We start from the raw sequence: 21033 nt of genomic DNA, 5'->3' as shown, positions 1-21033 counted from the left end.
GTTCCTCTCACGCTTCCGGATCCGGGGCGACCGACCGGTTGTTCAGGTCGACCGACAGGAAGATGTCGTTCGCGACCGGGTGCCGCAGCTCCTCGGCGAGCTGGCCGATCAACCCAGCGGTCCTGGCCAGCAACGCGAACCCGCGCAGCAGCTCCAGCGGCAGCCCCAGGTCGGCGAGCGCGGCCCCGCAGACGCCGGCGCCGTTGAGCGGCAGCGTCTTGCCGAGCACCCGGGGGTGCACCCGGCCGATCGCGGCGAACAGCTCCAGGTGCGGGCCGCGCAGGCCTTCCTCGTCGGCGATCGCGAACAGCCGCGGGGTGCGCGGGTCGCCGTCCTTGTGCACGTGGTGCCCGAGCCCCGGGACGAACTTCCGCTCCGCGCGGCGCTTTTCGACGGTTTCGAGCGCGAGCGCGTCCCAGCCCCGCTCGTCCGAGGGCAGCTCGGCTTCGGCGAGGACGGCGTGCAGGAACCGCCCGCAGTCCTCGGTGACCCCGAGGAACCGCGACCCGCCACCCAGCAGGCCGGCGGCCAGGGCACCCTGGACGGAGTCGGGCGCGGACAGGTAGGTCAGCCGCGTGACGATCGCCGTCGGGGTGAAGCCGTGGTCGGCCAGCGCGGCCAGCACCGCCTCGAAGACCCGCGTTTCCCCTTTGGACGGACGGCGCTGCGTCGCCAGCCAGAAGGCCAGCTCGCCGAACCCGACCGTGCCCATCACGTCCTCGGCGAGGTCCCGGCCGAGCAGCGTGATTTTGTCCTTTGTGGACGCGCCGAGCGCGGTTTCGTAGACCGGGTCAGTCATTCGCTGCCTCTCCTCAGCCACGCGCGCAGCTCGGCGCCGTGCTCGTCGAGGTCGGGCGGCGGCAGCCGGTAGGCGGCGGGAGTGGCGGAGAACCGGATCGGGTGGCGGGTGGTGGGGACGGCGCGGTCACCGTCGCCGACCTCGACGACCGGGTCGAGCCCGAAGCGTTCGGCCATCGCGAAGCCGCCGTCGATCGTGTTGATCGGTCCACAGGGGACACCGACCTCCGTCAGCGCGTCGAACCAGTCCACCGCGCCGCGTTTCGCGAGCCGCTCGACCAGCAGCGGCCGGAGCTCTTCGCGGTTCTTCGTGCGGTCGGCGTTGCGCGCGAACCGCGGGTCGTCCGGGACGTCCGGTAGGTCGAGGACCTCGCACAGCCGGCGGAACTGCCCGTCGTTGGCCGCGGCGACGATCAGGTCGTTGTCGGCGGTCGGCAACGGCTCGTAGGGGAAGACGCTCGGGTGGGCGTTGCCCATCCGGTACGGCACCACGCCGCCGGCGGCGTAGGCCGAGCTGTGGTTCACCAGCCCGGTCAGCGCCGAGGACAGCAGGTTGACCTCGACGTGCTGCCCTTCGCCGGTCGCGTCGCGGTGGCGCAGCGCGGCGAGGATCCCGATCACCGCGTGGTTGCCCGCCATCACGTCGAACACCGAGATCCCGGCCCGGTACGGCGGGCCGTCCGGGTCGCCGGTCAGGCTCATCAGGCCCGAGATCGCCTGCACCATGAGGTCGTAGCCGGGCACGTGCCGTCCTTCACCCGAGCCGAACCCGCTGATCGAGGCGTAGACGGCGCCGGGGTTGGCCGTGCTGACCGCCGCGTAGTCGAGGCCGTACTTGGCCAGGCCGCCGGGCTTGAAGTTCTCGATCACCACGTCCGCGCGGGCGGCCAGCTCGCGGGCGACCGCGGCGTCCGCCTCCTCCCGCAGGTCGAGGGCGATCGACCGCTTCCCCCGGTTGACGCCGAGGTAGTAGGTCGAGACATCGCCGCGCACCGGCGGCATCCACGTGCGGGTCTCGTCGCCCTGGGGCCCTTCGACCTTGACGACGTCGGCGCCCATGTCGGCCAGCAGCATCGTGGCGTACGGGCCGGCGAGCACCCGGGAGAAGTCGGCGACCAGCAGTCCCGAGAGCGGGCCCGTTGCGGTGGTGGTCACCCGAGTTCCTCGCCTTCTGTCCGTTCAGCGGACGAGTGTCCGCGAAAGCAGTCTGCTCTGGCGGGCAGGCCGGGTCAAGACACCGCGGGCACGGTCACGTGCGGGACGTCGTCCAGCCGGGCGAAGTCGGCGCTGATCTCCCCGGCGGTCTGCAGCAGCAACGGCAGGTGGTGTTCCAGCAGCCGGTCGACCGGCGTTTCCGCGGCGTGGCAGTTGACGTTGACGCCGGCGAGCACCCGGCCGGACCCGTCGCGCAGCGGCGCGGCGACCGACCGGATGCCCAGCGCGAGCTGCTCGTCGGTCAGCGCCCAGCCGCGGGCCCGGACCTCGCGCAGCTCGGCGTCGCGCTCGGCCCGGTCCGGCTGCCAGCGCGGCACCAGTCCCGAGCGCGTCGGCTGCGCCAGTACCGCGTCCAGCTCGTCCGGCGGCAGGGCCGCGAGCTGCACCTTCCCCAGCGACGTCGGCAGGGCCGGGAACCGGGTGCCGATCTGCACGGTGAGCCCCACGATCTTCGGCACCGCCACGCGGGCGACGTAGACGATGTCCGAGCCGTCGAGCTGGGCGATCGAACACGACTCGCCGGTGCGGGCGACCAGGCGTTCCAGGTGCGGCCGGGCGACGTCCCACAGGCCCATCGAACGCACGTAGGCGACGCCGAGGTCGAGCACGCGCGGGGTCAGGGCGTAGCCACGGCCGTCGGTGCGGACGTAGCCGAGCTCCTCCAGGGTGAGCAGGATCCGGCGGGCGGTCGGGCGGGCCAGCCCGGCGGCGCCGGCCACCTCGGCCAGCGTCATCTCCGGCCGGTGCGGCCGGAACGCCGTGATCACCTCGAGCCCGCGCGCCAGCGCTTCGATGAAGTCGGGACCCGTTCCCTCGCGTGGCATGCGCGACCTCCTCGTGCAGTGGGCCTGCCCGGCAGCGTAGCGGCGGGGAGGCGGCGGGCATTGACACCGGCGCGGCACTGGGCAATGGTGACTGCGCCCCTGAAGTGTCCGCAGGACGGACGAGTGTACGCAAGTGGAGGCAGCGATGACGCAGCCCACCGACGGTCCGGTCGTCCTGCGGGGCGGCACGGTGCTGACCCTCGACGACGCCCGCCGCGTCCTCGTCGGGGAAGACGTCCTCGTCGAAGGCGGCCGGATCACCGCGATCGGCCCGGCGCTGGAGGCGCCGCCGGGCACGACCGAGATCGACGCCACCGGCGGGATCGTCCTGCCCGGGATGATCGACACCCACCGCCACCTGTGGCAGACCGCCATGCGCGGCTACGGCGCCGACTGGACGCTCACCCAGTACTTCGTCTGGTACTACCTCGAGTGGGGCAAGGTGTTCCGGCCCGAGGACATCTACGCCGGCAACCTGCTCGGCGCGCTCGAGGCCCTCGAAGCCGGGGTCACCACGACCGTCGACTGGTCACACGGCCTGCAGACCACCCAGCACGCCGACGCCGCGGCCGACGCGCTGCAGGCCGTGCCCGGCCGGTTCGTCCTGGCCTACGGCAACATCCAGGACTCGCCGGCGACCTGGACCGGGACACCGGAGTTCCGCGACTTCGTCTCCCGCCGCGTCACCGGCGACGACCTGCTCGGCTTCCAGCTCGCCTTCGACGTCACCGGCGACCCGGCGTTCCCCGAGAAACCGGCGTTCGAAGTGGCCCGGGAGCTCGGCGTGCCGGTGACCACGCACGCGGGCGTCTGGGGCGCCACCGGCGACGCCGGCATCCGCCTGATGCACGACCACGGGTTCATGACGCCGGAGACGATCTACGTCCACAGCGCGTCGCTGTCGGCGGACTCCTACCACCGGATCGCCGCGACGGGCGGCTCGGTGTCGGTCTCGACCGAGAGCGAGCAGAGCGCCGGCCAGGGCTACCCGCCCACCTGGGCCCTGCGGAGGTACGGCATCCCGGTGTCGCTGTCGATGGACACGTCGGTGTGGTGGAGCGGCGACCTGTTCTCGGCGATGCGCGCGACGCTGGGTGCCGACCGGTCCCGGGAGCACCTGGAGGCGCACGCCAAGGGCGAAACGGTCACCCACGCCGCGCTGCGGGCCGAGCAGGTCGTCGAGTGGGCCACCCGCGGCGGCGCGCAGGCGCTGGGCCGCGCCGACCTCGGCAGCCTCGAGGTCGGCAAGAAGGCCGACGTGGTGCTGCTGAAGAACGACGACTCACCGGCGTCGTTCCCGCTGTTGAACCCCTACGGCCACGTGGCGTTCCAGGCCCAGCGCGGCGACGTTCACACCGTGCTGGTCAACGGCCGGATCGTGAAGCGCGACGGCCGGCTGGTGGGCGTCGACCTGCCCGCCGTCCGGCGGCGCGTCGAGGAGACGGTGGAGCACCTGCGCGCGCAGCTCGGCGAGGAGGCGTGGCGCCAGGGGATGAACCCGGACGTCCCGGAGACGAAGATCCTCGACAACCCCTACACCTACACCGACTACCAGAGCGACAGCACCCACGGCGGCTGAGCTACCGTTCCGGCTGTGGTCGGAGTCTTCATCCAGCCCGCCTACGGCACCCCGGACGCACGCCGGTACGGATCGGAGTCCCTCGAGCGGACCGTGCCGTTCCGCGACTTCGCCGACCTCCTCGACCCCGCCGACCTCGCCCGCCTCGACGCCCTGCACCCGGGCGGGCGGGCCCGGTTCTGGGGCGCCAAGGACAAGTACGACCGCCGGATGGACACCGTCACCACCGGCGACGTCGTGCTCTTCACCGGCCGCAAGCACGTCCAGGCCACCGCGGAGGTGGGGCACCGGTTCCGCAACCCGGCGTTCGCCCGCCGGTTGTGGCACCCAGACCCGGGGAAGTGCCTGTTCAGCAACGTCTACAGCCTGCGGCGCTACCGGCGTGTCGAGCTGCCGTACGAAGAGGTCTGGGCGCTGCCGGGCTTCACCCCCGGCGACCACTTCATGGGCCTGCGGTTCCTCGACCAGGCCAAGTCCGCCGCCGTCCTGGCCCTGCTCGGCGCCGAATCCGCGCGCTGAGCGAGCGTCGGCCCTGGTGCGTGCCGGCCGCTGGTCAGCCGATCGATATCCGCCGAACGGCGAGAATTCCGGTCGAATACCGACGTCGCGCCACGATAACGGTGTATTCGATCAATTGCTCCCACGGGTTTCACGGTCGTGGAGTAATCACTGAATATTTGGTGAGTTGGTATACCCGAAAAGTTACTTAAACGACTCGTTCGGCCCAAGCCGTTTCGCGATGAACTGCGTAGGTTTCACGGCATGTCGCGCATGAATTCGATCCTGGCCATTGTCCTGCTGGCCGCGCTGGTCGTGGTGCCCGGCCCGGGTGTCACGGCGGCCGCGGCCGCCGTGACACCCGGGCCGGTGTGCGATCACCAGCCGGCGCTGAACGTGACGGCTCCCGCGGGCGCCGTCACCGTCGACGCCGCGGTGCCCGGCGACCTCTACCGCAAGTCGCAGGAGTCGCCGCCGGGGACGACGTTCTGGCTGCCGCCGGGGAAGCACACGCTGGCCGTGGACCCGTTCGGGCAGGTCATCCCCAAGGACGGCGACGTCTACCTCGGCGCGCCCGGCGCGGTGCTCGACGGGCAGGGCGTCAACCGGGCGGCCTTCACCCAGCAGGCGAAGGACGTCGTGATCCGCGGGCTGACGATCCAGAACTTCGTCGCCCCGCAGGACCAGGGCGTCGTCAACCACGATTCCGGCGCGCATTGGATCATCGAAAACACCACCGTGCAGAACAACTCGGGCGCCGGGCTGATGGCCGGTGCCCGGCAGGAAGTGCGGCACACCTGCCTGCGGAACAACGGGCAATACGGCATGAACGCCTACCGTTCGGACAGCACCATCACCGCATTGATCATCGAAGGCAACGAAATCTCGGGCAACAACACCGATGACTGGGAAACGCGCAACCCCGGGTGCGGGTGCAGTGGCGGAATCAAGTTCTGGGTCGTCGACAAGGCCGATGTCCGCGGCAACTGGATCCACCACAACCACGGCGCCGGGCTCTGGGCCGACACCGACAACAACGACTTCCTGGTCGAGAACAACCTCATCGAGGACAACGACGCCGAGGCGCTGTTCTACGAAATCAGCTACAACCTGGTCTTCCGCGACAACGTCCTGCGGCGCAACAGCCTGGTGGCCGGCAAGCGCCGGTCCGACAAGGGCGACAACTTCCCGGTGGCCAGCGTGTACCTGTCGGAGTCGGGCGGCGAGCCGCGGGTGCCCGCCCGGACCCACCTGATCGACATCTACGACAACACCTTCGAGGACAACTGGTCCGGCATCACCGCCTGGGAGAACGCCGACCGGTTCTGCAACAGCCCGGCCAACACGTCGATCAACACGTGCACCAAGCTCGTCACCGACCGGACCCGGTGCTCCGCGCCGGGGATCGAGGACGAGCCGCTGTACGACGACTGCCGCTGGAAGACCCAGCTGGTCGAGGTGCACGACAACACGTTCCGCTTCGACCCGGTCCACGTCGGCTGCACGAACGGGATGTGCGGCAAGATGGCTCTGCTGTCCAACTACGGAACGTATCCGACCTGGTCGCCCTACAAGGCGACAGTCGTCCAGGACGCCATCACCCACGACCAGGACAACTACTGGTTCAGCAACTCCTACTACGGGCCGTGGAAGTTCGTCGCGGGGGACACCTCACGGACACTGACCGCCGATCAGTGGCAGTCGACGCCGTGGGACCAGGACAACTGCGCGTCCTTCGACGACGTGATGCCGCGCTGCTGACGGGAGAACGGTGACCGGAAACGCGAGCTGACAGGCAGGGTCCGGCGGGGCTTATCCTGTCTGGTCTCGTTCTCTCGCGAAAGGTCCCCGCCATGGAACAGCCCGAGAGCCACGAAGCCGCGGCAACCGCCGACGGGGTGAACCGCCGCAGCCTGCTCGCCGGGGTCGGCGGCCTCTTCGCCGCCGGGGGAGTCGCCTCAGTGCTCGCCCCGGCCGCCGCGGCGGATCCGGCCACCCGGCCGGACCGCGACGGCCGGGTCGAGGCGCTGCTCGGGAAGATGACCCTCGAGGAGAAGCTCGGCCAGCTCCAGCTCGTCGGTACCGAAGACCTCGCGCGGACGTCCCTCGCGACCGGACAGCTCGGCGGCGTCTTTTCGGTGGTGGGAGCGGCGAAGCTCAACGCGCTGCAGAAGATCGCGGTCGAGCAGACGCGGTTGCGCATCCCGCTGATCTTCGGCCTCGACGTGATCCACGGGTACACCACGAACTTCCCGATCCCGCTGGCCCAGGGCGCGAGCTTCGACCCCGGTGTCGCGGCCGCCGACGCGACGGTCGCCGCGAAGGAAGCCCGGCGCAGCGGGATCCACTGGACCTACGCCCCGATGATGGATGTCACCCACGAGCCGCGCTGGGGCCGCATCGCCGAGGGCTACGGCGAGGATCCGTACCTGGCGAGCAAAATGGCCGTGGCGAAGGTCCGCGGCTACCAGGGTGACGACTACTCGTCTCCGGACCGGCTCGCCGCCTGCGCCAAGCACTTCGTCGCCTACGGAGGAGCGGAAGGCGGCCGGGACTACAACACCGTCGACGTTTCGCTGCAGCGGCTGCACAACCTCTACCTGCCGCCGTTCAAGGCGTCCGTCGAGGCCGGCGTGGCGACGGTGATGGCGAGCTTCAACACGATCAGCGGCGTCCCCGCTCACGGCAACGGTTACGTCCTGCACGACGTGCTCAAGGGCGCCTACGGGTTCCGCGGGTTCGTCGTCAGCGACTACACCGGCATCGAGGAGCTGATCCTGCACGGCCTCGCCGGAGACGGCGCCGACGCCGCGGCCGCCGCCCTGCCGGCCGGCGTCGACATGGAAATGGTCAGCACCAACTACGTGCGGTACGGCAAGCAGCTGCTGGCCGAACGCCGGATCACCCGCGACCAGATCGACGACGCCGTCCGCCGGATCCTGCTGGTCAAATTCAAGCTCGGCCTGTTCGAGCGCCCGTACGTCGACGAGTCCGGCGAGGTGAAAGCGCCTTCTCCGGCCGCGCTCCCCGCGTCACGGCAGGCCGCTGGGCGGTGCATGGTGCTGCTCAAGAACGACGGGCCGGTGCTGCCGCTGGCGAAGTCGGTCCGCTCGGTGGCCGTCGTCGGGCCGCTCGGCGCGGCGACCTACGACCTCAACGGCACCTGGGCGGGCCTCGGCACCGGCGCGTGGACGACCCCGCCGGTGACCGTGGTCGACGGGATCAAGGCCGCGGCGCCCGGCGCCACCGTGACGTTCACCGCGGGCTGCGCCGTCGAGGGGGCCGACACCAGCGGGTTCGCCGCCGCGCAGCAGGCGGCCCGCGCGGCCGACGTGACCGTCGTCGTGGTCGGCGAAACCGCCGCCATGAGCGGCGAAGCGGCCGCGCGCAGCAACATCGACCTGCCCGGCGTGCAGCAGCAGCTGGTGGCCGCGATCAAGGACACCGGGAAGCCGTTCGTGGTGGTCCTGGTCAACGGCAGGCCGCTGACGATCCCGTACCTGCACGACAACGCCCCCGCCATCCTCGAGGCGTGGGCGCCGGGGGTGCAGGGCGGTCATGCGATCGCCGACGTCCTGTTCGGCGTGGTGAACCCGAGCGGCAAGCTGCCCGTCAGCTTCCCGCGCGCGGTCGGCCAGATCCCGATCTACTACAACCACGAGAACACCGGCCGCCCCGCCGACCCGGCCAACAAGTACACGTCGAAGTACCTCGACCTGGAGTCCGGCCCGCTCTACGAGTTCGGCCACGGCCTGTCGTACACGACCTTCCGCGTCGACGGCCTGCGTCTGTCGGCCACGCGGATGCCGGCGCGCGGCGGCCGGATCGAGGTGAGCGCCCGGGTGACCAACACCGGTGCCCGTGCGGGCGACGAGGTCGTCCAGTTGTACCTGCGGGACCCGGTCGCGAGCATCGTGCAGCCTGTTCGGCGGCTCCGCGGCTTCCAGCGGGTCACCCTGGCCGCGGGCGCGTCGAAGACGGTGTCGTTCACCCTCACCCCCGAAGACGTCGGCTTCTACGACAACGCCGCGAAGTTCCGCGTCGAGCCGGGCAAGATCGAGGTCTACGTCGGCACCAGCTCGGCGGCCACCCTGACCGCGAGCTTCACCGTCACCTGACCGGCTCCTTCACCAGGAGCATCGTCGCCGGCCCGAAGCCCGCCCGCCGGTAGAACGGCCTCGAGCGCTCGCTCGGGGCCAGCACGATCCGCACCGCGCCCCGCTCGCGGGCGTAGCCGATCGCCGTCTCGAGCAGGGCGGTGCCGATGCCCCGATCGCGGTGGCCGGCGAGGACGAAGGCGTTGCCCAGGTAGTACCAGAGCGAAGGCGCGCGTCCCGGTTTCGGCATCCGGGTGAAGGTGACGAGGTTGACCATCCCGACCGGTTCCTGGCCGAGCTCGGCCAGGAAGATCACGCGGCGCGCGGCTTCCTCCGCGTACCACTCCGCGAAGCGGTCCTCGAAGCCGTCGTCGTCGACGAGGTGGCCGGACTCCTCCTCGACCCAGGCACGGCGCAGCGCGGCGATCCGCGCCGCGTCGTGCTCGCCGGTCCGTCGAACGGTCGTGGTGCCGGAGGTGGTCGTCATGAGGTCATCTTCGGGGAAACCCGGTCGCCGCCCCAACTTCCGCGTCAGCTTATGTTGACGCAGTGAGTACGTCAGCTTATGCTGACGACATGGAGAAGACACTCGACCTCGCTGCCGGACCCGCCAACAGCGACCCGGACATCGGGCTGCGCGCCGTGGCGTCCCTGCGGATCCTCACCGAAGAACTGGAAACCCTGCAGGTCGACCGGGCCCGGGCGCTGGGCTGGAGCTGGCAGGACATCGCGGCCCGGCTCGGCGTCACCAAGCAGACCGTCCACCGCAAGCACGGCCGCCGGAACAGGAGCCGATCGTGAACCGGGCGTTCGACGACGGCGCCCGCCGGATCGTCGGGCGCGCCCAGCAGCAGGCCCACGCGCTCGGCCACCGCGGAATCGGCTGCGAGCACCTGCTGTTCGCCGTCGCCGAGTCCCCGGACCCGGCCGGCGCGGTGCTGCGGGAGCACGGCCTCACCCCCGCGCACGTGACCGCGCAGACCCGGCGGCTGCTGAGCGGCACCGCCACCCTCTTCGACAGCCTCGACGGCGACGCGCTGGCCACCCTCGGAATCGACCTGCAGATCGTGCGTCAGACGGTCGAGGCTACATTCGGCCCGGAGGCCCTGCGCCCGGCGCGGCTCAGTCCACGCCGACGCTGGTACCACCGCCGCCGTCCCCGCCGCCCCGGCAGGCACCTGCCCGTCACCGGCCGCGCCCAGCGCTGCCTGGACGCAGCCGTGCACGAGGCGAAGCGCGCGGGCAGTACCGCGGTCGACGCGACGGCGCTCGCCGTCGCGGTCGTCACCGCGGACGGCGGGCTGGTGCCCCGGATCGTGCACACCACCGGTGTCCCGGCGGAAGCCCTGCGCACCGCCATCCTGCGGCGAGCCCGCCGTGCGGGCTGAGGCCGGCCGGCGGGCCCGGTGGCTGCGCCGGATCGCCGTGGCCGTGTGGCTGTTCAGCTGGTACACCCTCTACCGCGAGATCTTCGTCTGGCACCACATGACGACCGGCCTGCGCTTCCGGCCACCCGACCTCCCGCCGGGCAGCACCGACCGGCCCCACCCGGGCCTGCCCCTGATCGCGGTGTGCGTGACGTCGGTGGCGGCGCCCGTGGTCGTCCTGGCCGCCACACTCGCACTCCACCACCGGCGGCGCGACGCCGGCTGATCACCCGGTCACCAGCTTGACCGTTTCCGGCGCCTGCAGGCTGTTCCCGCAGAATCCCTACACACCGTTACCGGTCGGCTTTCGCCCCTCGCGCCGCTGTAATAGCTTCGGCCGGGAGGGCTTGGCCGGATTGTCGGGAGGGGAGAGATCGACATGGGAATCGAACGGAGCTTGCGGAATTTCGTCGTCCGGACGCCGCTGGCGGAGAGCAGGTTTGTCGGCGGTGCGTACGCGACGCTGAACCGCATCAGGTTCAGGCGCTCCTGGGACCGGCCTGTGGAGTTCCGCGGCAGCCGGTTCGTGATCGGCCGCGATCTGACTCTCTACCCGTTCGTGCGGGCCGGCGGGTTCGAGGAGCGGGAACTGGACTGGCTGCTGCCGCGGATCAAGCCCGGCGACGTGGTGTGGGACGTCGGCGCCAACGTCGGGATCTACACCGTCCTGCTGGCCAAGCGAGCTCGCCGGGTGGTGGCCTTCGAGCCGATCCCGGCCACCATGGCGCGGCTGCGCGCGAACATCGGCCTGAACGGCATCGACAACGCTGAACCGGTCGAGGCCGCACTGGCGGACGAGGCCGGGCGCAGGTCCATGGCCGTCCTGGCCTCGGGTGCCGGCGGCTCGCACCTCGTGCGCGACGGCGGCGGCAGCTTCGAGGTGGCTGTCACGACGGGGGACCGCTATGCGGCCGAGCACGGCGCGCCCGACGTCGTGAAGGTCGATATCGAGAGCTTCGAACCGGAATTCGTCCGCGGTGCGTCAGCCGTGCTCCGGGATCGGCGACCGCTGCTGACCCTCGAGGTGAACCGGACCTCGATGGCGACCGCCGCCGAGCGCGAACGGTGGCAGGCCATGGCGGACGACCTGTTCGGCTGGTACGGCGAGGCCGTCTGGTTCGGCCCTTCCGGGCCACCGGTGACCCTCCGGGGGTTGACGCCCGACGAAGTTCCGCTCCGGCCGTGCACATTGGCGTTCGGAAGGATTTGAGCGACGACGGCGTCAGCGATTGTTCGGCATCGCTCAGGGCCGAAAGGGTGGATTTCTCGCCGCGCCCCGATCCCCGTGCGCCGGCGGTAACAGGTGGCGTGCAACGCAAACGGCCGATCGGGCTTCGCCGAAGGGGCGGCGAAGTGTGACGTTCTCGACCGTGAACATTCGCCCCAACCGTGCCCTCCAGGGCGATTGACAGTGTCCCGGCGACCCTGATAACCGCGTGCGCCTCGCGGTGGTCCGGTCGTGTTGCACGCTTAGACTCATCGGCCGAATCCCCAGTTGAAAATTTCTCGTTCTTTCCCGTGCTCCGGCGGCAAAAAGAATCATGGTCTTCCCGGTCATCGAACTTCTGTTGACATCACTTCCGGAAATTGGAACACTGTGCCGCGGCGCCCGGTACGGCGCCACCTCAAAGGGGTTGGATCTACCGATCACGGGGAGATCGGAAGTCGGCCGAACGGATCGGCCGGTTGTCTCGACAGACGACGCGGTTGCCGAAGTAACGCATTTGCATGGTCACATTCGAAGCCGTTACACGGGTGAGCCATGCCCATTTCCGTGCTGGCGGCCGCGTCGGCAGTCAAGATCCTTTTCCGATCGCCTTGTCGTGCATTCATTGGGAGGAGAACATATGGGAATCCGCGCATTGCGGCTGAAGACTTTCCTGGCAGTGGCCGGTTTGGTGGCCGGCGGCGCGCTGGTCGCGTCTGCACCGGTCGCGGCCGCGGCGACACCGGACGGTGTCGTGCAGTCCCCGCAGGTCGACAAGCTCACCCAGAGCCAGTCGGAGAAGTTCTGGACGCCGGAGCGGCTGCGCAGCGCCAGACCCGTCGCCCAGGACGTCCCCAAGGTGGCGGCCCAGCCGCAGGCGGCCAACCCGGTGCTGACGCCGGGCGGTGACCAGTTCGGCAACGCGCAGGTGGCTCGGCCGTACACCTCGGACTTCAAGGCGCGGGTGACCGGGAAGGTCTTCTTCGTCAATCCCCGCGACGGCCTGACGTACGTCTGTTCCGGCTCGGTGATCAACTCCACCGGCAAGAGCGTGGTCGCCACCGCGGCGCACTGCGTGTTCCAGGGCGGCGCCGGCCAGTCGATCTGGAGCTCGAACTTCATCTTCATCCCGTCGTACGACAACAACAGCCGCCCGCTGGGCACCTGGAACGCCGCGACGTTCTGGATCCCGACGACGTACTTCAACCACGGCAACGACGGCTTCACCCACGAAGACGACGTCGCGTCCGTGGCGATCTCCGCCCAGGGCGCGAACAAGATCACCAACGTGGTCGGCGGCCTCGGCTGGGTGTCGAACAACTCCGGCACGATCAACGGCTGGGACACCCACGGCTACCCGCAGGAGATGTACGGCGGCCAGAACCAGCTGCACTGCATCGGCAACGGCCGGGACGCGGGCGGCTTCAACGGTGACACCTACCTGTTCACCAACAACTGCGTCGCGTTCGGCGGCCACAGCGGCGGCCCGGTGATCAACGCCAGCAACCAGCTGCTCGCGGTCACCTCCGGTAGCGACCGGTCCACCAACTCGTTCTACGCGCGCGCCGCGTCGAACACGTGGATCCCGGTGCTGAACGCTGCCCAGGCGGCCGGCTTCTAACGAACATCGGCAAGGCGAGGGGCCACCGCGACGGCTGTCCATTCCGGACGCCGCGGGGTGGCCCCTCGTGTTCCTGGTACTCGGCTCCGCGTTGACCGCGCCGCTGTCCGGTGACCCGTGCGTGTGGTGCTTCAGCCAGGTGCTCGACGGGTGACGGATACCGGTCAGGCGAGTGCCTGGCGGCGGAATTCCGCCGGGGTGACGCCGGCGGTGTTCTTGAAGACCTGCCCGAAGTGGGACGGGTCGCCGAAGCCCCAGCGGGCGCCGATCGCGGCGACCGGGACGCTGCGGGCGGCCGGGTTCGCGAGGTCGCGTTTGCAGGCTTCCACCCGGCGGTGCCGGATCCACCCGGCCACCGTGTGGCCACTGTCGCGGAACAGCGCGTGGAGGTGGCGCACGGAAACGAAGCAGGCTGCCGCGATGGTCTCGACGCGCAGGTCCGGATCGGACAGTCGTTCGTCGATGTAGGCCTGCACGGCCTGCCGGCGCCGGCTCCGGTCGTCGCAGCCGGCCGGGCCGGTGAGGCCGGCCTCGGCCCGCAGCATGGTCGCCGTCATGTCGATCACGTTGCCCGCCAGCAGGATTCCGGTGGACTGGTGCGCCGGGGCCAGCGAGCCCAGGGTGAGGATCGTCGACCAGACCACGGGCGCGATGCCCTGCTCGGTGGAGAAGGTGCGGGCCGTCAGCTGGGAGAAGGCCTCCGCGTCGTGGGCGCCGAGCGCCGCCTTGCGGAACCGCACGTTCACCGACCGGTAGCCGTCGCCGACGTCGAGGGTCAGCGGCCGTTCCGAATCGTAGAGCGCGAACTCGCCGGCGCGGATGGTCGCGGACCGGCCGGCCTGGGTGAGCTGCTTGGTTCCGGCGAGTTGCAGGGTCAGGAGGAAGTAGGCGTCGCCGCCGTCCGTCAGGTCGTCGGGACGGCGGTGGACGGTGTGCCGGCGGCAGGCCACGCCGAACATGCCGAGCTCGCCCATCGACCGGTGGGTGATCGAGCCGGCGAAGGTCCTCGGGTTGTCGAACTCGAAGCTGAACTGGAGCGCCACACCGGCGTTGACCTGCTGTTCCCAGACGCCGGGGCCGACTTTGACGGCGGTGCGCGGTACCGCGTTCCCGGTGGGGATCAGGATCGACGAACCGGCCATGGTCGCTCCTGGGGGCACGTGGGCAACTCGGTCAGGGTACGCCGTGGTCCCGGCTGTGCACATCGGCGACATCGTCGTGCACGTTCCGCCGATGCCCGCGGTGGCCCGCCGTTCGTAGCGTGGGGCCGGAAGTGGTCGCAGCTCGACGAGGAGACGCCCGCAATGGCCTACATCGAAGGTTCCCATCACATCACGCTGTCCGTCGGCGGGGCGCAGGAAGACGTCGACTTCCACGTCAAGGTGCTGGGCATGAGGTTCATCAAGCGCACCGTCCTGTTCGACGGTTCGGTGCCGATCTACCACCTGTACTACGCGAACGCGAACGGCGACCCGTCGAGCGTCGTCACGACCTTCCCCTGGGCGCAGGCCGGGCTGCACGGCAAGCGCGGCACCAACCAAAGCCGCGAGGTGCTGCTCTCCGTCCCCGAGGGGAGCCTCGACCACTGGCACCGACGGCTGACCGAGCACGACGTCGAGGTGCGTGACCTGGAGGTCTTCGACCGGCGGCGGCTGGCGTTCGAGCACCCGTGCGGCATCGAGTACATGCTCGTGGCCAACGAAGGCGACGACCGCGTCGGGCACGCCGGCCACGGGGTTCCGCCGGAGTACGCGATCCACGGCCTGCACGGTCTCGGGGTGCACGTGACGACGCCCGACCGCACCGTGGAGTTCGCCAACGACACCTTCTACGCCCAGGACGGGCTCGCCGAAGAGGGTGACCGGATCGCCGTGCAGCTCGGGAAGCAGGCACACGGCAACCACCTCGAGATCACGGTCAACCGCCGCGACGAGCAGGGGACCTGGCACTACGGGGCCGGTACCCACCACCACTTCGCCTGGAACGCCGACACCCTGCAGAACCAGGACGAGCTGAAGTTCGAGGTCGAGGGCCGCGGCTACACCGACATCTCGGAACTGAAGGACCGCAAGTACTTCAAGAGCGTCTACGTCCGGTCCCCGGCCGGTGCCCTGTTCGAACTGGCGGTCACCCACGCCGACGGCGGCTGGGACTGCGACGAATCACCGCACGAGCTGGGACAGCGGTTCCAGCTCCCCGAGCAGTTCGAAGACCGCCGGGAAGAACTGCTCGCGGCGCTCGAGCCGATCGACGGCTGAGGGAGCGGCGTGAATCCCCATCTCGGGCAGCGGGTCCTGACCTGGGGGCCGGCCGAGGCGTCCGTCGTGGTGCTCGCCGTGCACGGCCGCGGGCAGGAGCCCGGGTTCATGCGCGAGCTGACCGAGCGGCTCGGCCCGCTGCCGGCGCGGTTCGTCGCGCCGGCAGCGGGCGGCGGCAGCTGGTACCCCCTGCCGTTCCTCCAGCCGATGGAGGCGAACCAGCCCCACCTCGACCACGCGCTCGCGGCGATCGAGGCCCACATCGACACGCTCCTCGACGCCGGAACGGCCGCCGGAGACCTGGTGCTGCTGGGCTTTTCGCAGGGCGCCTGCCTCCTGGCGCACCTGTTGCTCACCCGGCCGCGCCCGCTCGGCGCCGCGGTCCTGTTCACCGGCGGGTTCATCGGCCCCGACCCGATCAAGCCGCCGACCGGCACCGAGCTCGACGGCGTGCCGGTGCTGCTGCGGAGCATCGAGGACGACCCGTGGGTCCCCGCCCACCGGGTCGCGGAAACCGGCCGTCTCTTCGAGGCCGCCGGAGCCCGGGTCGACCTGGCCATCGAACCGGGGAACGAGCACGTCGTGACCGACGAGGCCTGCGCCGCGGCCGCCCGCGTGATCGGCCGCCTCGGCTCCTGACCCGCACCCGGGCGACCGGGACTGTCGACGGATTGTCGACGGCTCATGGGACCGTGCAGGCTGGGGGCCGGCTCGTCCCCCTGATGGATTTCCGCGGAACTCAGGGGGAGGCCACGTGCGTGTCAGGCTGCTCGGTCCCGTCGATGCCGTCGTCGACGGTGTGCCTGTGTCGATATCAGGGCTCCGGCGAAGAGCGGTGCTGGCGGCGCTCGCGCTGCACGGCGAAGGAATCGTCGGGACGGGCTGGCTCATCGACGCCGTTTGGGGTGCCGATGCGGGCGGGGTGTCGGCGAACACCCTGCAAAGCCACATGTCCTCGCTGCGGCGCATCCTCGGTGACCGGAACGCGATCGTCGCCCGCCCACCGGGCTACCTGCTCGGTCCCGGCACGACGGACGTGACCGAGGCGCGGCGCCTGGTCGCGCGAGGCGAATCCGGTGCCGACCCGGCGGAGAGCGTCGCGACGCTGCGCACCGCGCTGGCCCTGTGGCGGGACCGCCCGCTGATCGACGTCGGCGGTGTGGCGTGGCTGGACGAACAGGCCGCGAGCCTGGAGCGGTTGCGCACCCGGGCCCAGCTGGCCCTGATCCGAGCCAGGCTCACCCTCGGCGAGCACGCCCAGCTCGAACCGGAACTGGAGCGGCTGGCCCTCGCGCGCCCGCTCGACGAGCAGGTGCACGCGCAGTTGATGCTCGCGCTGTACCGCACCGGCAGGCAGGCCGACGCGCTCGGCGTTTACCGCAGGCTGCGCGCGGCCTTGGCCGACAACCTCGGCATCGACCCCAACCAGCGGCTGCGTGACCTCGAGATCGCGATCCTGCGCCAGGACCCGGCCCTCGAGGAGTCCGCGCTCGCCGTCCGGCTGCTGGCCGGTTAGCCCTCGCGCGCGGCCCGATAGCCCGGCCCCAAGGTCTTGAATGACTCATTCAGGACCTCCGAAGACCTGGGCTTGCCCCGTTTGGGCAGACAGGGTCGATGAGTGAGATCAGGCTACCTGAGGTTCGGTAGCCGGGTGAGTGGTTGTTTCGTAGGCGCTGGGGCTGAGGTAGCCGAGGCTGGAGTGCCGGCGGCGGGTGTTGTACCAGCCTTCGATGTAGCTGAAGATCGCCTGGTGAGCGCGGGTTCTGGTCGGCCAAGGTTGCCGGTCGAGCAGTTCGGTTTTGATGGTCGCGAAGAACGACTCGGCCACCGCGTTGTCCCAGCACTGGCCTGTGCGACCGACCGAGAGCCGGACGCCGGCGTCGGTGGCGGTGCGGGCGAACTGGGCGGAGGTGTACTGGCAGCCGCGGTCGGAGTGGAAGATCACCCCGGGAGCGGGGCGGCGCTGGGTGAGCGCATCACGCAGGGCCTGGTCGATGAGGTCGGTGCGCAGGTGGTCGGCGGTGGCCCAGCCGATGACCTTGCGGGAGGCGAGGTCGATCACGGTGGCCAGGTAGAGCCAGCCTTCCCAGGTGGGGATGTAGGTGATGTCGCCGCACCACCGCGTGTTGATGTTCTCGGGGTGGCAGGTGAAGTCGCGGGTGATCAGGTCCGGGCGGGCCGGGGCGGCGGGGTCGGCGATGGTGGTGGTGCGCCATCGTTTCGGTGTCCGTCCGGCCAGGCCTGCTTGGCGCATCAGCCGGGCGACGCGTTTGCGGGCATGGCGGTGGCCTTGGGCCTGCAGTTCGGCGTGCACCCGCGGTGAACCGTAGGTGCCGCGGGACTCCTCGTGCACTTGCGCGATGTGGTCGGTCAGGGCGGTGTCGGTCAGTTCGCGGGCGGACGGGCCTGCGCGGTGGGTGTAGTAGGCGGCACGGGAGACCTTGAGCAGCGCGCAGGCACGCTTGACAGTGCCCTTGCCGCTGGCGTTCTCCGCCTCGATGAACGGGTAAACGTTCACCGGGTCTCCTTCGCGAAGAAAGCTGTCGCTCGTTTGAGGATTTCCACGTCTTCCCGCAGCCGTGTGTTCTCTTTCCGGAGGGCGGCGAGTTCGGTCTTGTCGTCGCTGGTCAGCCCGTCGGTGCGGGTCCCGGCGTCGCGTTCGGCCTGGACGATCCACTTGCGGACCACTGAGTCGGTCAGCTCGAAGTCCCGGACCACCTCCGGGACGGTTCGCTCGCCGCGCTGCACCAGCTCAACGATCTGCGCTTTGAACTCAGGTGTGAACACCCGCCGGGGTCGTTGACGGGCGCGGGGTTTCTTCTTGGCCACGGGTTCCATGATGAGGGACATCCGTTCTCAGGGGCTTGCGTCCCTGATGAGAGGTGTCCGCCAAACCGGGTCAAGCCCAGGACCTCCGAAGACCTGAATGAGTCATTCAAGACGTTCGCCCTCGCCGCCGGCGGCCCGGCTCCGGCAGGGCGGCTCGGTCGAGCTTGCCGTTCGCCGTCGTCGGCACCTGCGGGATCACCACGAACCGGGCGGGCACCATGTAGCCCGGAAGGTGCCGGGCCAGGTGGTCGCGCAGTTCGGTCTCCTCCGGCGGCTCGCCTTCGGGGACGACGTAGCCGACGAGGATGTCGCCGTCGCGGAGGATGACCGCCGCGTTGCCGACGCGGGGATGGCCGCGCAGCACGGCTTCGATCTCGCCGAGCTCCACCCGCCTGCCGCCGATCTTCACCTGGCCGTCGGTGCGGCCGGCGTAGTGCAGGCAGCCGTCCGGGGTCCACCAGCCGAGATCGCCCGTGCGGTAGACGCGTTCCGGCGCGCCGGCCACGGTGATCTCGACGAAGCGGTCCGCGGTGAGGTCGGGGCGGCCGGCGTAGCCGCGGGCGAGGCACTCGCCGCCGAGGTACAGCTCGCCACGGCCGCCGAGCGGGGCCAGGCGCCGTTCCTCGTCGAGCAGGTAGACCGCGACGTTCGCGATGGGCCGTCCGATCGGCACGCCGGTCTCCGGTTCGGGGTGGCGGCAGGGCCACGCGGTGACGTCGATCGCCGCTTCGGTGGGGCCGTACAGGTTGTGCACCGCCACCGGGAGGACGCCCGTCAGCTTGTTGACCGTCTTGGGCGGCAGGACTTCGCCGCTGCAGATCACCGTCCGCAGTGACCGGCAGGCGGCGACCCCCGGTTCGGCGGCGAACAGGGCCAGCATCGACGGCACGAAGTGCACGGTGGTCACCCGTTCGCGCCGGATCACCTCGACGATCGCCTCGGGATCGGCCTGCGTGCCGGGTTCGGCGAGCACCAGCCGGGCACCGGCCATCAGCGGCCACAAGAATTCCCAGACCGAGACGTCGAACGTGTAGGGCGTCTTCTGGAGCACGACGTCGTGTTCGGTCAGCCGGTAGGTGTCCTGCATCCAGGCCAGCCGGTTCGCGAGGCTCCGGTGGGTCATCTCGACACCTTTCGGAGTGCCGGTCGACCCGGAGGTGAACATGACGTACGCGCTGCCGGGGGACGGCGGGGCGGCGGCCGGCCTGACCGGGCCCGGGCCGGCCGGTCGTCCGTCCACTGTGTACGGAGGGGGGCCGAGCCCGGCGACCGCGGCCCGGTGGTGGTCGTCGGCCAGCACCGCCGCGGCCCCGGCGGCGTCCACCATCGCGGTCAGCCGGGCCGGGGGATGGGTGCCGTCCAGCGGGAGGTAGGCCGCCCCGGCCAGCAGGATGCCGAGGATCGCGACGACCATGGCCGGGCTGCGCTCGGCACAGAGCGCGACCACGCGGCCCGGTTCGACGCCCTCCTCCCGCAGCCGGTCCGCGAGTTCCCCGGCCCGGTCGAGGAGCTCGCGGTAGGTCAGCTCGGCCGGGCCGAGCCGGACGGCGACCCGCTCGGGTGACCGCCGGGCCTGGTCACGGATCACTTCGTGCACCGGGCGATCCGGAAAGGGTGTCCTCGCCGGGTTGAAGGCGAGCAGCCGCTCCCGTTCCCGCGCGCCGACGAGCCCGGCCCGGCGGATCGCCCGGTCCGGGTGCCGGATGAGGGCGGGCAGCACGGTGGCGAGCCGTTCGTCCGTCACCGCCCCGGTCCGGTCGGCGGTGAGGACGCCGTCCCGCACGACCACGTCGCAGGCGTCCTCGTCCCCGCCCGGCGAGCGGAGCCGGTCGAGCACCTCGTGGAACGTCGTGTCCGGGCCGAGCCGCACGGCGCTCCGGCGCTCGCCGTGCCCGGTCACGACCCGTTCCCGGCCCGTGACGCGGTGGACCAGCACCGCGCACGCGGCGCCGAGCAGGGTGTCGCCGTCCACGCCGAGGGCCCGCTCGGCGTGGATCCGTTCGATCGCGGCCACGGTCGCCGCCACCATGGCGTCGTCCAGCTCGACGCCGGGGACGACGTGGTGCCGGGGCAGCGGATCGGGGTGCTGCGCGGCGGCCAGCAGGAAGCCGAGCCAGCCGTCGAAGCGGGCGAGCAGCTCGGTCTCCAGCAGCTCCACCTCGTCGGCGTCGATGTCCTCGGCCAGCGCCCAGCCGGCCAGGGCGGCCGCGAGCCCACGGTTCATCGCGGCATGCGTTTCGGCCCCGCCCCGAGCGCGGTCGAACGCCATGCCGTCGGCGGACGAACCCAGCTTCGCCGCGAAGCCGCCGAAGTCGTCGACAGCTTGCTCGAGCGTCGGCCGGGTGGGCTTGACGAGCACGACCGGCAGCCCGCCGAGCCGCGCGGCGATCCGTTCGGCGAGGCCGGAGGCACTGCAGTAGCCCACGACACAGCCGACCTCCGCCTCCGCCAGCAGTCCGGCGTAGGTTTCGGCGAGCTCGTCCAGGCCGCGGTAGGAGTAGCCGCCCGCCAGGTCGCGGACCGCGTCGATCCGCAGGATCGTCAGGTCCCCGCCGGCCGCGCTCAGCTCCGCGGCCAGCGACCGCTGCGCCGACAGCGGCTGGAAGTCCGTGACGACGACGGCCGGCGATCCACTGTGCAATCCACTGTGGCCGGTCAGCTGCTCCACGGTCGGTGCCAT

General features: G+C 70.8%; 20 protein-coding genes. 12 read left to right on the top strand and 8 right to left on the bottom strand.

Annotated features, from left to right (window positions below):
• Positions 1-7 precede the first annotated feature (7 nt).
• From A3CE_RS0101140 to A3CE_RS0101130, 3 genes are all read right to left on the bottom strand, one after another.
• The gene (locus A3CE_RS0101140; RefSeq protein WP_020638224.1) at positions 8-799 is read right to left on the bottom strand and encodes a citryl-CoA lyase; all 792 of its coding nucleotides are present in this window, start codon (positions 797-799) and stop codon (positions 8-10) included.
• Positions 796-1953 (bottom strand): CaiB/BaiF CoA transferase family protein, encoded by a 1158-nt coding sequence (locus A3CE_RS0101135; protein ID WP_020638223.1) that lies wholly within the window; start codon positions 1951-1953, stop codon positions 796-798. The genes A3CE_RS0101140 and A3CE_RS0101135 overlap by 4 nt, the downstream gene beginning before the upstream one ends.
• A gap of 74 nt (positions 1954-2027) precedes the next feature.
• Positions 2028-2837 carry an IclR family transcriptional regulator domain-containing protein gene (locus tag A3CE_RS0101130; RefSeq protein WP_020638222.1) on the bottom strand — a complete coding sequence of 270 codons (810 nt, stop codon included), beginning with the start codon at positions 2835-2837 and terminating at the stop codon, positions 2028-2030.
• A 145-nt stretch (positions 2838-2982) separates the two neighbouring features.
• On the opposite strand from A3CE_RS0101130, the gene A3CE_RS0101125 reads away from it, so the two are divergent.
• The 4 genes from A3CE_RS0101125 to bglX all read left to right on the top strand — a co-directional run bounded on the left by A3CE_RS0101125 (position 2983) and on the right by bglX (position 9032).
• Positions 2983-4416, top strand: a complete 1434-nt coding sequence (locus A3CE_RS0101125; protein WP_020638221.1) for an amidohydrolase family protein — start codon at positions 2983-2985, stop codon at positions 4414-4416.
• A 15-nt stretch (positions 4417-4431) separates the two neighbouring features.
• The gene (locus A3CE_RS0101120; protein ID WP_020638220.1) at positions 4432-4935 is read left to right on the top strand and encodes a hypothetical protein; all 504 of its coding nucleotides are present in this window, start codon (positions 4432-4434) and stop codon (positions 4933-4935) included.
• A 243-nt stretch (positions 4936-5178) separates the two neighbouring features.
• The gene (locus A3CE_RS0101115; protein WP_020638219.1) at positions 5179-6675 is read left to right on the top strand and encodes a right-handed parallel beta-helix repeat-containing protein; all 1497 of its coding nucleotides are present in this window, start codon (positions 5179-5181) and stop codon (positions 6673-6675) included.
• 92 nt (positions 6676-6767) lie between these two features.
• Entirely contained in the window at positions 6768-9032 is a 2265-nt protein-coding gene (gene bglX, locus A3CE_RS0101110; RefSeq protein WP_020638218.1) for a beta-glucosidase BglX, read from the top strand.
• Here bglX and A3CE_RS0101105 read toward each other — a convergent pair.
• Positions 9025-9498 (bottom strand): GNAT family N-acetyltransferase, encoded by a 474-nt coding sequence (locus A3CE_RS0101105; protein ID WP_020638217.1) that lies wholly within the window; start codon positions 9496-9498, stop codon positions 9025-9027. The two genes, bglX and A3CE_RS0101105, sit on opposite strands and share 8 nt — an antisense overlap.
• Before the next feature lie 89 nt (positions 9499-9587).
• Between A3CE_RS0101105 and A3CE_RS0101100 the strand changes: the two genes are divergently transcribed.
• The 5 genes from A3CE_RS0101100 (at position 9588) to A3CE_RS0101080 (ending at position 13266) form a co-directional block, all read left to right on the top strand.
• The gene (locus A3CE_RS0101100) at positions 9588-9812 is read left to right on the top strand and encodes a helix-turn-helix domain-containing protein (protein WP_020638216.1); all 225 of its coding nucleotides are present in this window, start codon (positions 9588-9590) and stop codon (positions 9810-9812) included.
• Positions 9809-10399, top strand: coding sequence for a Clp protease N-terminal domain-containing protein (locus A3CE_RS49770; protein WP_020638215.1), 591 nt, complete (start codon positions 9809-9811; stop codon positions 10397-10399). The genes A3CE_RS0101100 and A3CE_RS49770 overlap by 4 nt, the downstream gene beginning before the upstream one ends.
• Positions 10389-10664, top strand: a complete 276-nt coding sequence (locus A3CE_RS0101090) for a hypothetical protein (protein ID WP_020638214.1) — start codon at positions 10389-10391, stop codon at positions 10662-10664. The genes A3CE_RS49770 and A3CE_RS0101090 overlap by 11 nt, the downstream gene beginning before the upstream one ends.
• A 153-nt stretch (positions 10665-10817) precedes the next feature.
• On the top strand, positions 10818-11648 hold the full coding sequence (locus A3CE_RS53195; RefSeq protein ID WP_051183734.1) for an FkbM family methyltransferase: 831 nt from the start codon (positions 10818-10820) through the stop codon (positions 11646-11648).
• 637 nt (positions 11649-12285) lie between these two features.
• Positions 12286-13266 carry a trypsin-like serine peptidase gene (locus A3CE_RS0101080; protein WP_020638213.1) on the top strand — a complete coding sequence of 327 codons (981 nt, stop codon included), beginning with the start codon at positions 12286-12288 and terminating at the stop codon, positions 13264-13266.
• 164 nt (positions 13267-13430) lie between these two features.
• Here A3CE_RS0101080 and A3CE_RS53190 read toward each other — a convergent pair whose 3' ends face one another.
• Positions 13431-14408 carry a helix-turn-helix domain-containing protein gene (locus A3CE_RS53190; RefSeq protein WP_051183733.1) on the bottom strand — a complete coding sequence of 326 codons (978 nt, stop codon included), beginning with the start codon at positions 14406-14408 and terminating at the stop codon, positions 13431-13433.
• Between the two features lie 162 nt (positions 14409-14570).
• On the opposite strand from A3CE_RS53190, the gene A3CE_RS0101065 reads away from it, so the two are divergent.
• The 3 genes from A3CE_RS0101065 to A3CE_RS0101055 all read left to right on the top strand — a co-directional run bounded on the left by A3CE_RS0101065 (position 14571) and on the right by A3CE_RS0101055 (position 17040).
• On the top strand, positions 14571-15524 hold the full coding sequence (locus A3CE_RS0101065; protein ID WP_026468037.1) for a VOC family protein: 954 nt from the start codon (positions 14571-14573) through the stop codon (positions 15522-15524).
• Between the two features lie 9 nt (positions 15525-15533).
• Positions 15534-16163, top strand: a complete 630-nt coding sequence (locus A3CE_RS0101060) for an alpha/beta hydrolase (RefSeq protein ID WP_020638210.1) — start codon at positions 15534-15536, stop codon at positions 16161-16163.
• 115 nt (positions 16164-16278) lie between these two features.
• On the top strand, positions 16279-17040 hold the full coding sequence (locus A3CE_RS0101055) for an AfsR/SARP family transcriptional regulator (RefSeq protein ID WP_211231797.1): 762 nt from the start codon (positions 16279-16281) through the stop codon (positions 17038-17040).
• A 108-nt stretch (positions 17041-17148) separates the two neighbouring features.
• On the opposite strand, the gene A3CE_RS0101050 is transcribed toward A3CE_RS0101055, so the two are convergent.
• The 3 genes from A3CE_RS0101050 to A3CE_RS49755 all read right to left on the bottom strand — a co-directional run bounded on the left by A3CE_RS0101050 (position 17149) and on the right by A3CE_RS49755 (position 21033).
• A complete protein-coding gene (locus A3CE_RS0101050) occupies positions 17149-18042 on the bottom strand; it encodes an IS3 family transposase (protein ID WP_020638208.1) in 894 nt (297 codons plus the stop codon).
• Positions 18039-18353: a transposase gene (locus tag A3CE_RS0101045; protein WP_169523903.1), complete on the bottom strand. Its 315-nt coding sequence runs from the start codon at positions 18351-18353 to the stop codon at positions 18039-18041. The genes A3CE_RS0101050 and A3CE_RS0101045 overlap by 4 nt, the downstream gene beginning before the upstream one ends.
• 106 nt (positions 18354-18459) lie before the next feature.
• The gene (locus A3CE_RS49755) at positions 18460-21033 is read right to left on the bottom strand and encodes an amino acid adenylation domain-containing protein (RefSeq protein ID WP_020638206.1); all 2574 of its coding nucleotides are present in this window, start codon (positions 21031-21033) and stop codon (positions 18460-18462) included.

The sequence above is a fragment of the Amycolatopsis balhimycina FH 1894 genome, assembly GCF_000384295.1.
Taxonomy (GTDB): domain Bacteria; phylum Actinomycetota; class Actinomycetes; order Mycobacteriales; family Pseudonocardiaceae; genus Amycolatopsis; species Amycolatopsis balhimycina.
This window is presented reverse-complemented; position numbering and strand designations above follow the sequence as displayed.

Excerpts from the sequence above, each read along its gene's own strand:
- A3CE_RS0101115 (WP_020638219.1), top strand. The coding sequence starts at position 5,179 with ATGTCGCGCATGAATTCGATCCTGGCCATTGTCCTGCTGGCCGCGCTG.
- A3CE_RS0101065 (WP_026468037.1), top strand. The coding sequence starts at position 14,571 with ATGGCCTACATCGAAGGTTCCCATCACATCACGCTGTCCGTCGGCGGG.
- A3CE_RS0101125 (WP_020638221.1), top strand. The coding sequence starts at position 2,983 with ATGACGCAGCCCACCGACGGTCCGGTCGTCCTGCGGGGCGGCACGGTG.
- A3CE_RS0101130 (WP_020638222.1), bottom strand. The coding sequence starts at position 2,837 with ATGCCACGCGAGGGAACGGGTCCCGACTTCATCGAAGCGCTGGCGCGC.
- A3CE_RS0101140 (WP_020638224.1), bottom strand. The coding sequence starts at position 799 with ATGACTGACCCGGTCTACGAAACCGCGCTCGGCGCGTCCACAAAGGAC.
- A3CE_RS53190 (WP_051183733.1), bottom strand. The coding sequence starts at position 14,408 with ATGGCCGGTTCGTCGATCCTGATCCCCACCGGGAACGCGGTACCGCGC.
- A3CE_RS49755 (WP_020638206.1), bottom strand. The coding sequence starts at position 21,033 with ATGGCACCGACCGTGGAGCAGCTGACCGGCCACAGTGGATTGCACAGT.
- A3CE_RS0101105 (WP_020638217.1), bottom strand. The coding sequence starts at position 9,498 with ATGACGACCACCTCCGGCACCACGACCGTTCGACGGACCGGCGAGCAC.
- bglX (WP_020638218.1), top strand. The coding sequence starts at position 6,768 with ATGGAACAGCCCGAGAGCCACGAAGCCGCGGCAACCGCCGACGGGGTG.
- A3CE_RS53195 (WP_051183734.1), top strand. The coding sequence starts at position 10,818 with ATGGGAATCGAACGGAGCTTGCGGAATTTCGTCGTCCGGACGCCGCTG.
- A3CE_RS0101100 (WP_020638216.1), top strand. The coding sequence starts at position 9,588 with ATGGAGAAGACACTCGACCTCGCTGCCGGACCCGCCAACAGCGACCCG.
- A3CE_RS0101080 (WP_020638213.1), top strand. The coding sequence starts at position 12,286 with ATGGGAATCCGCGCATTGCGGCTGAAGACTTTCCTGGCAGTGGCCGGT.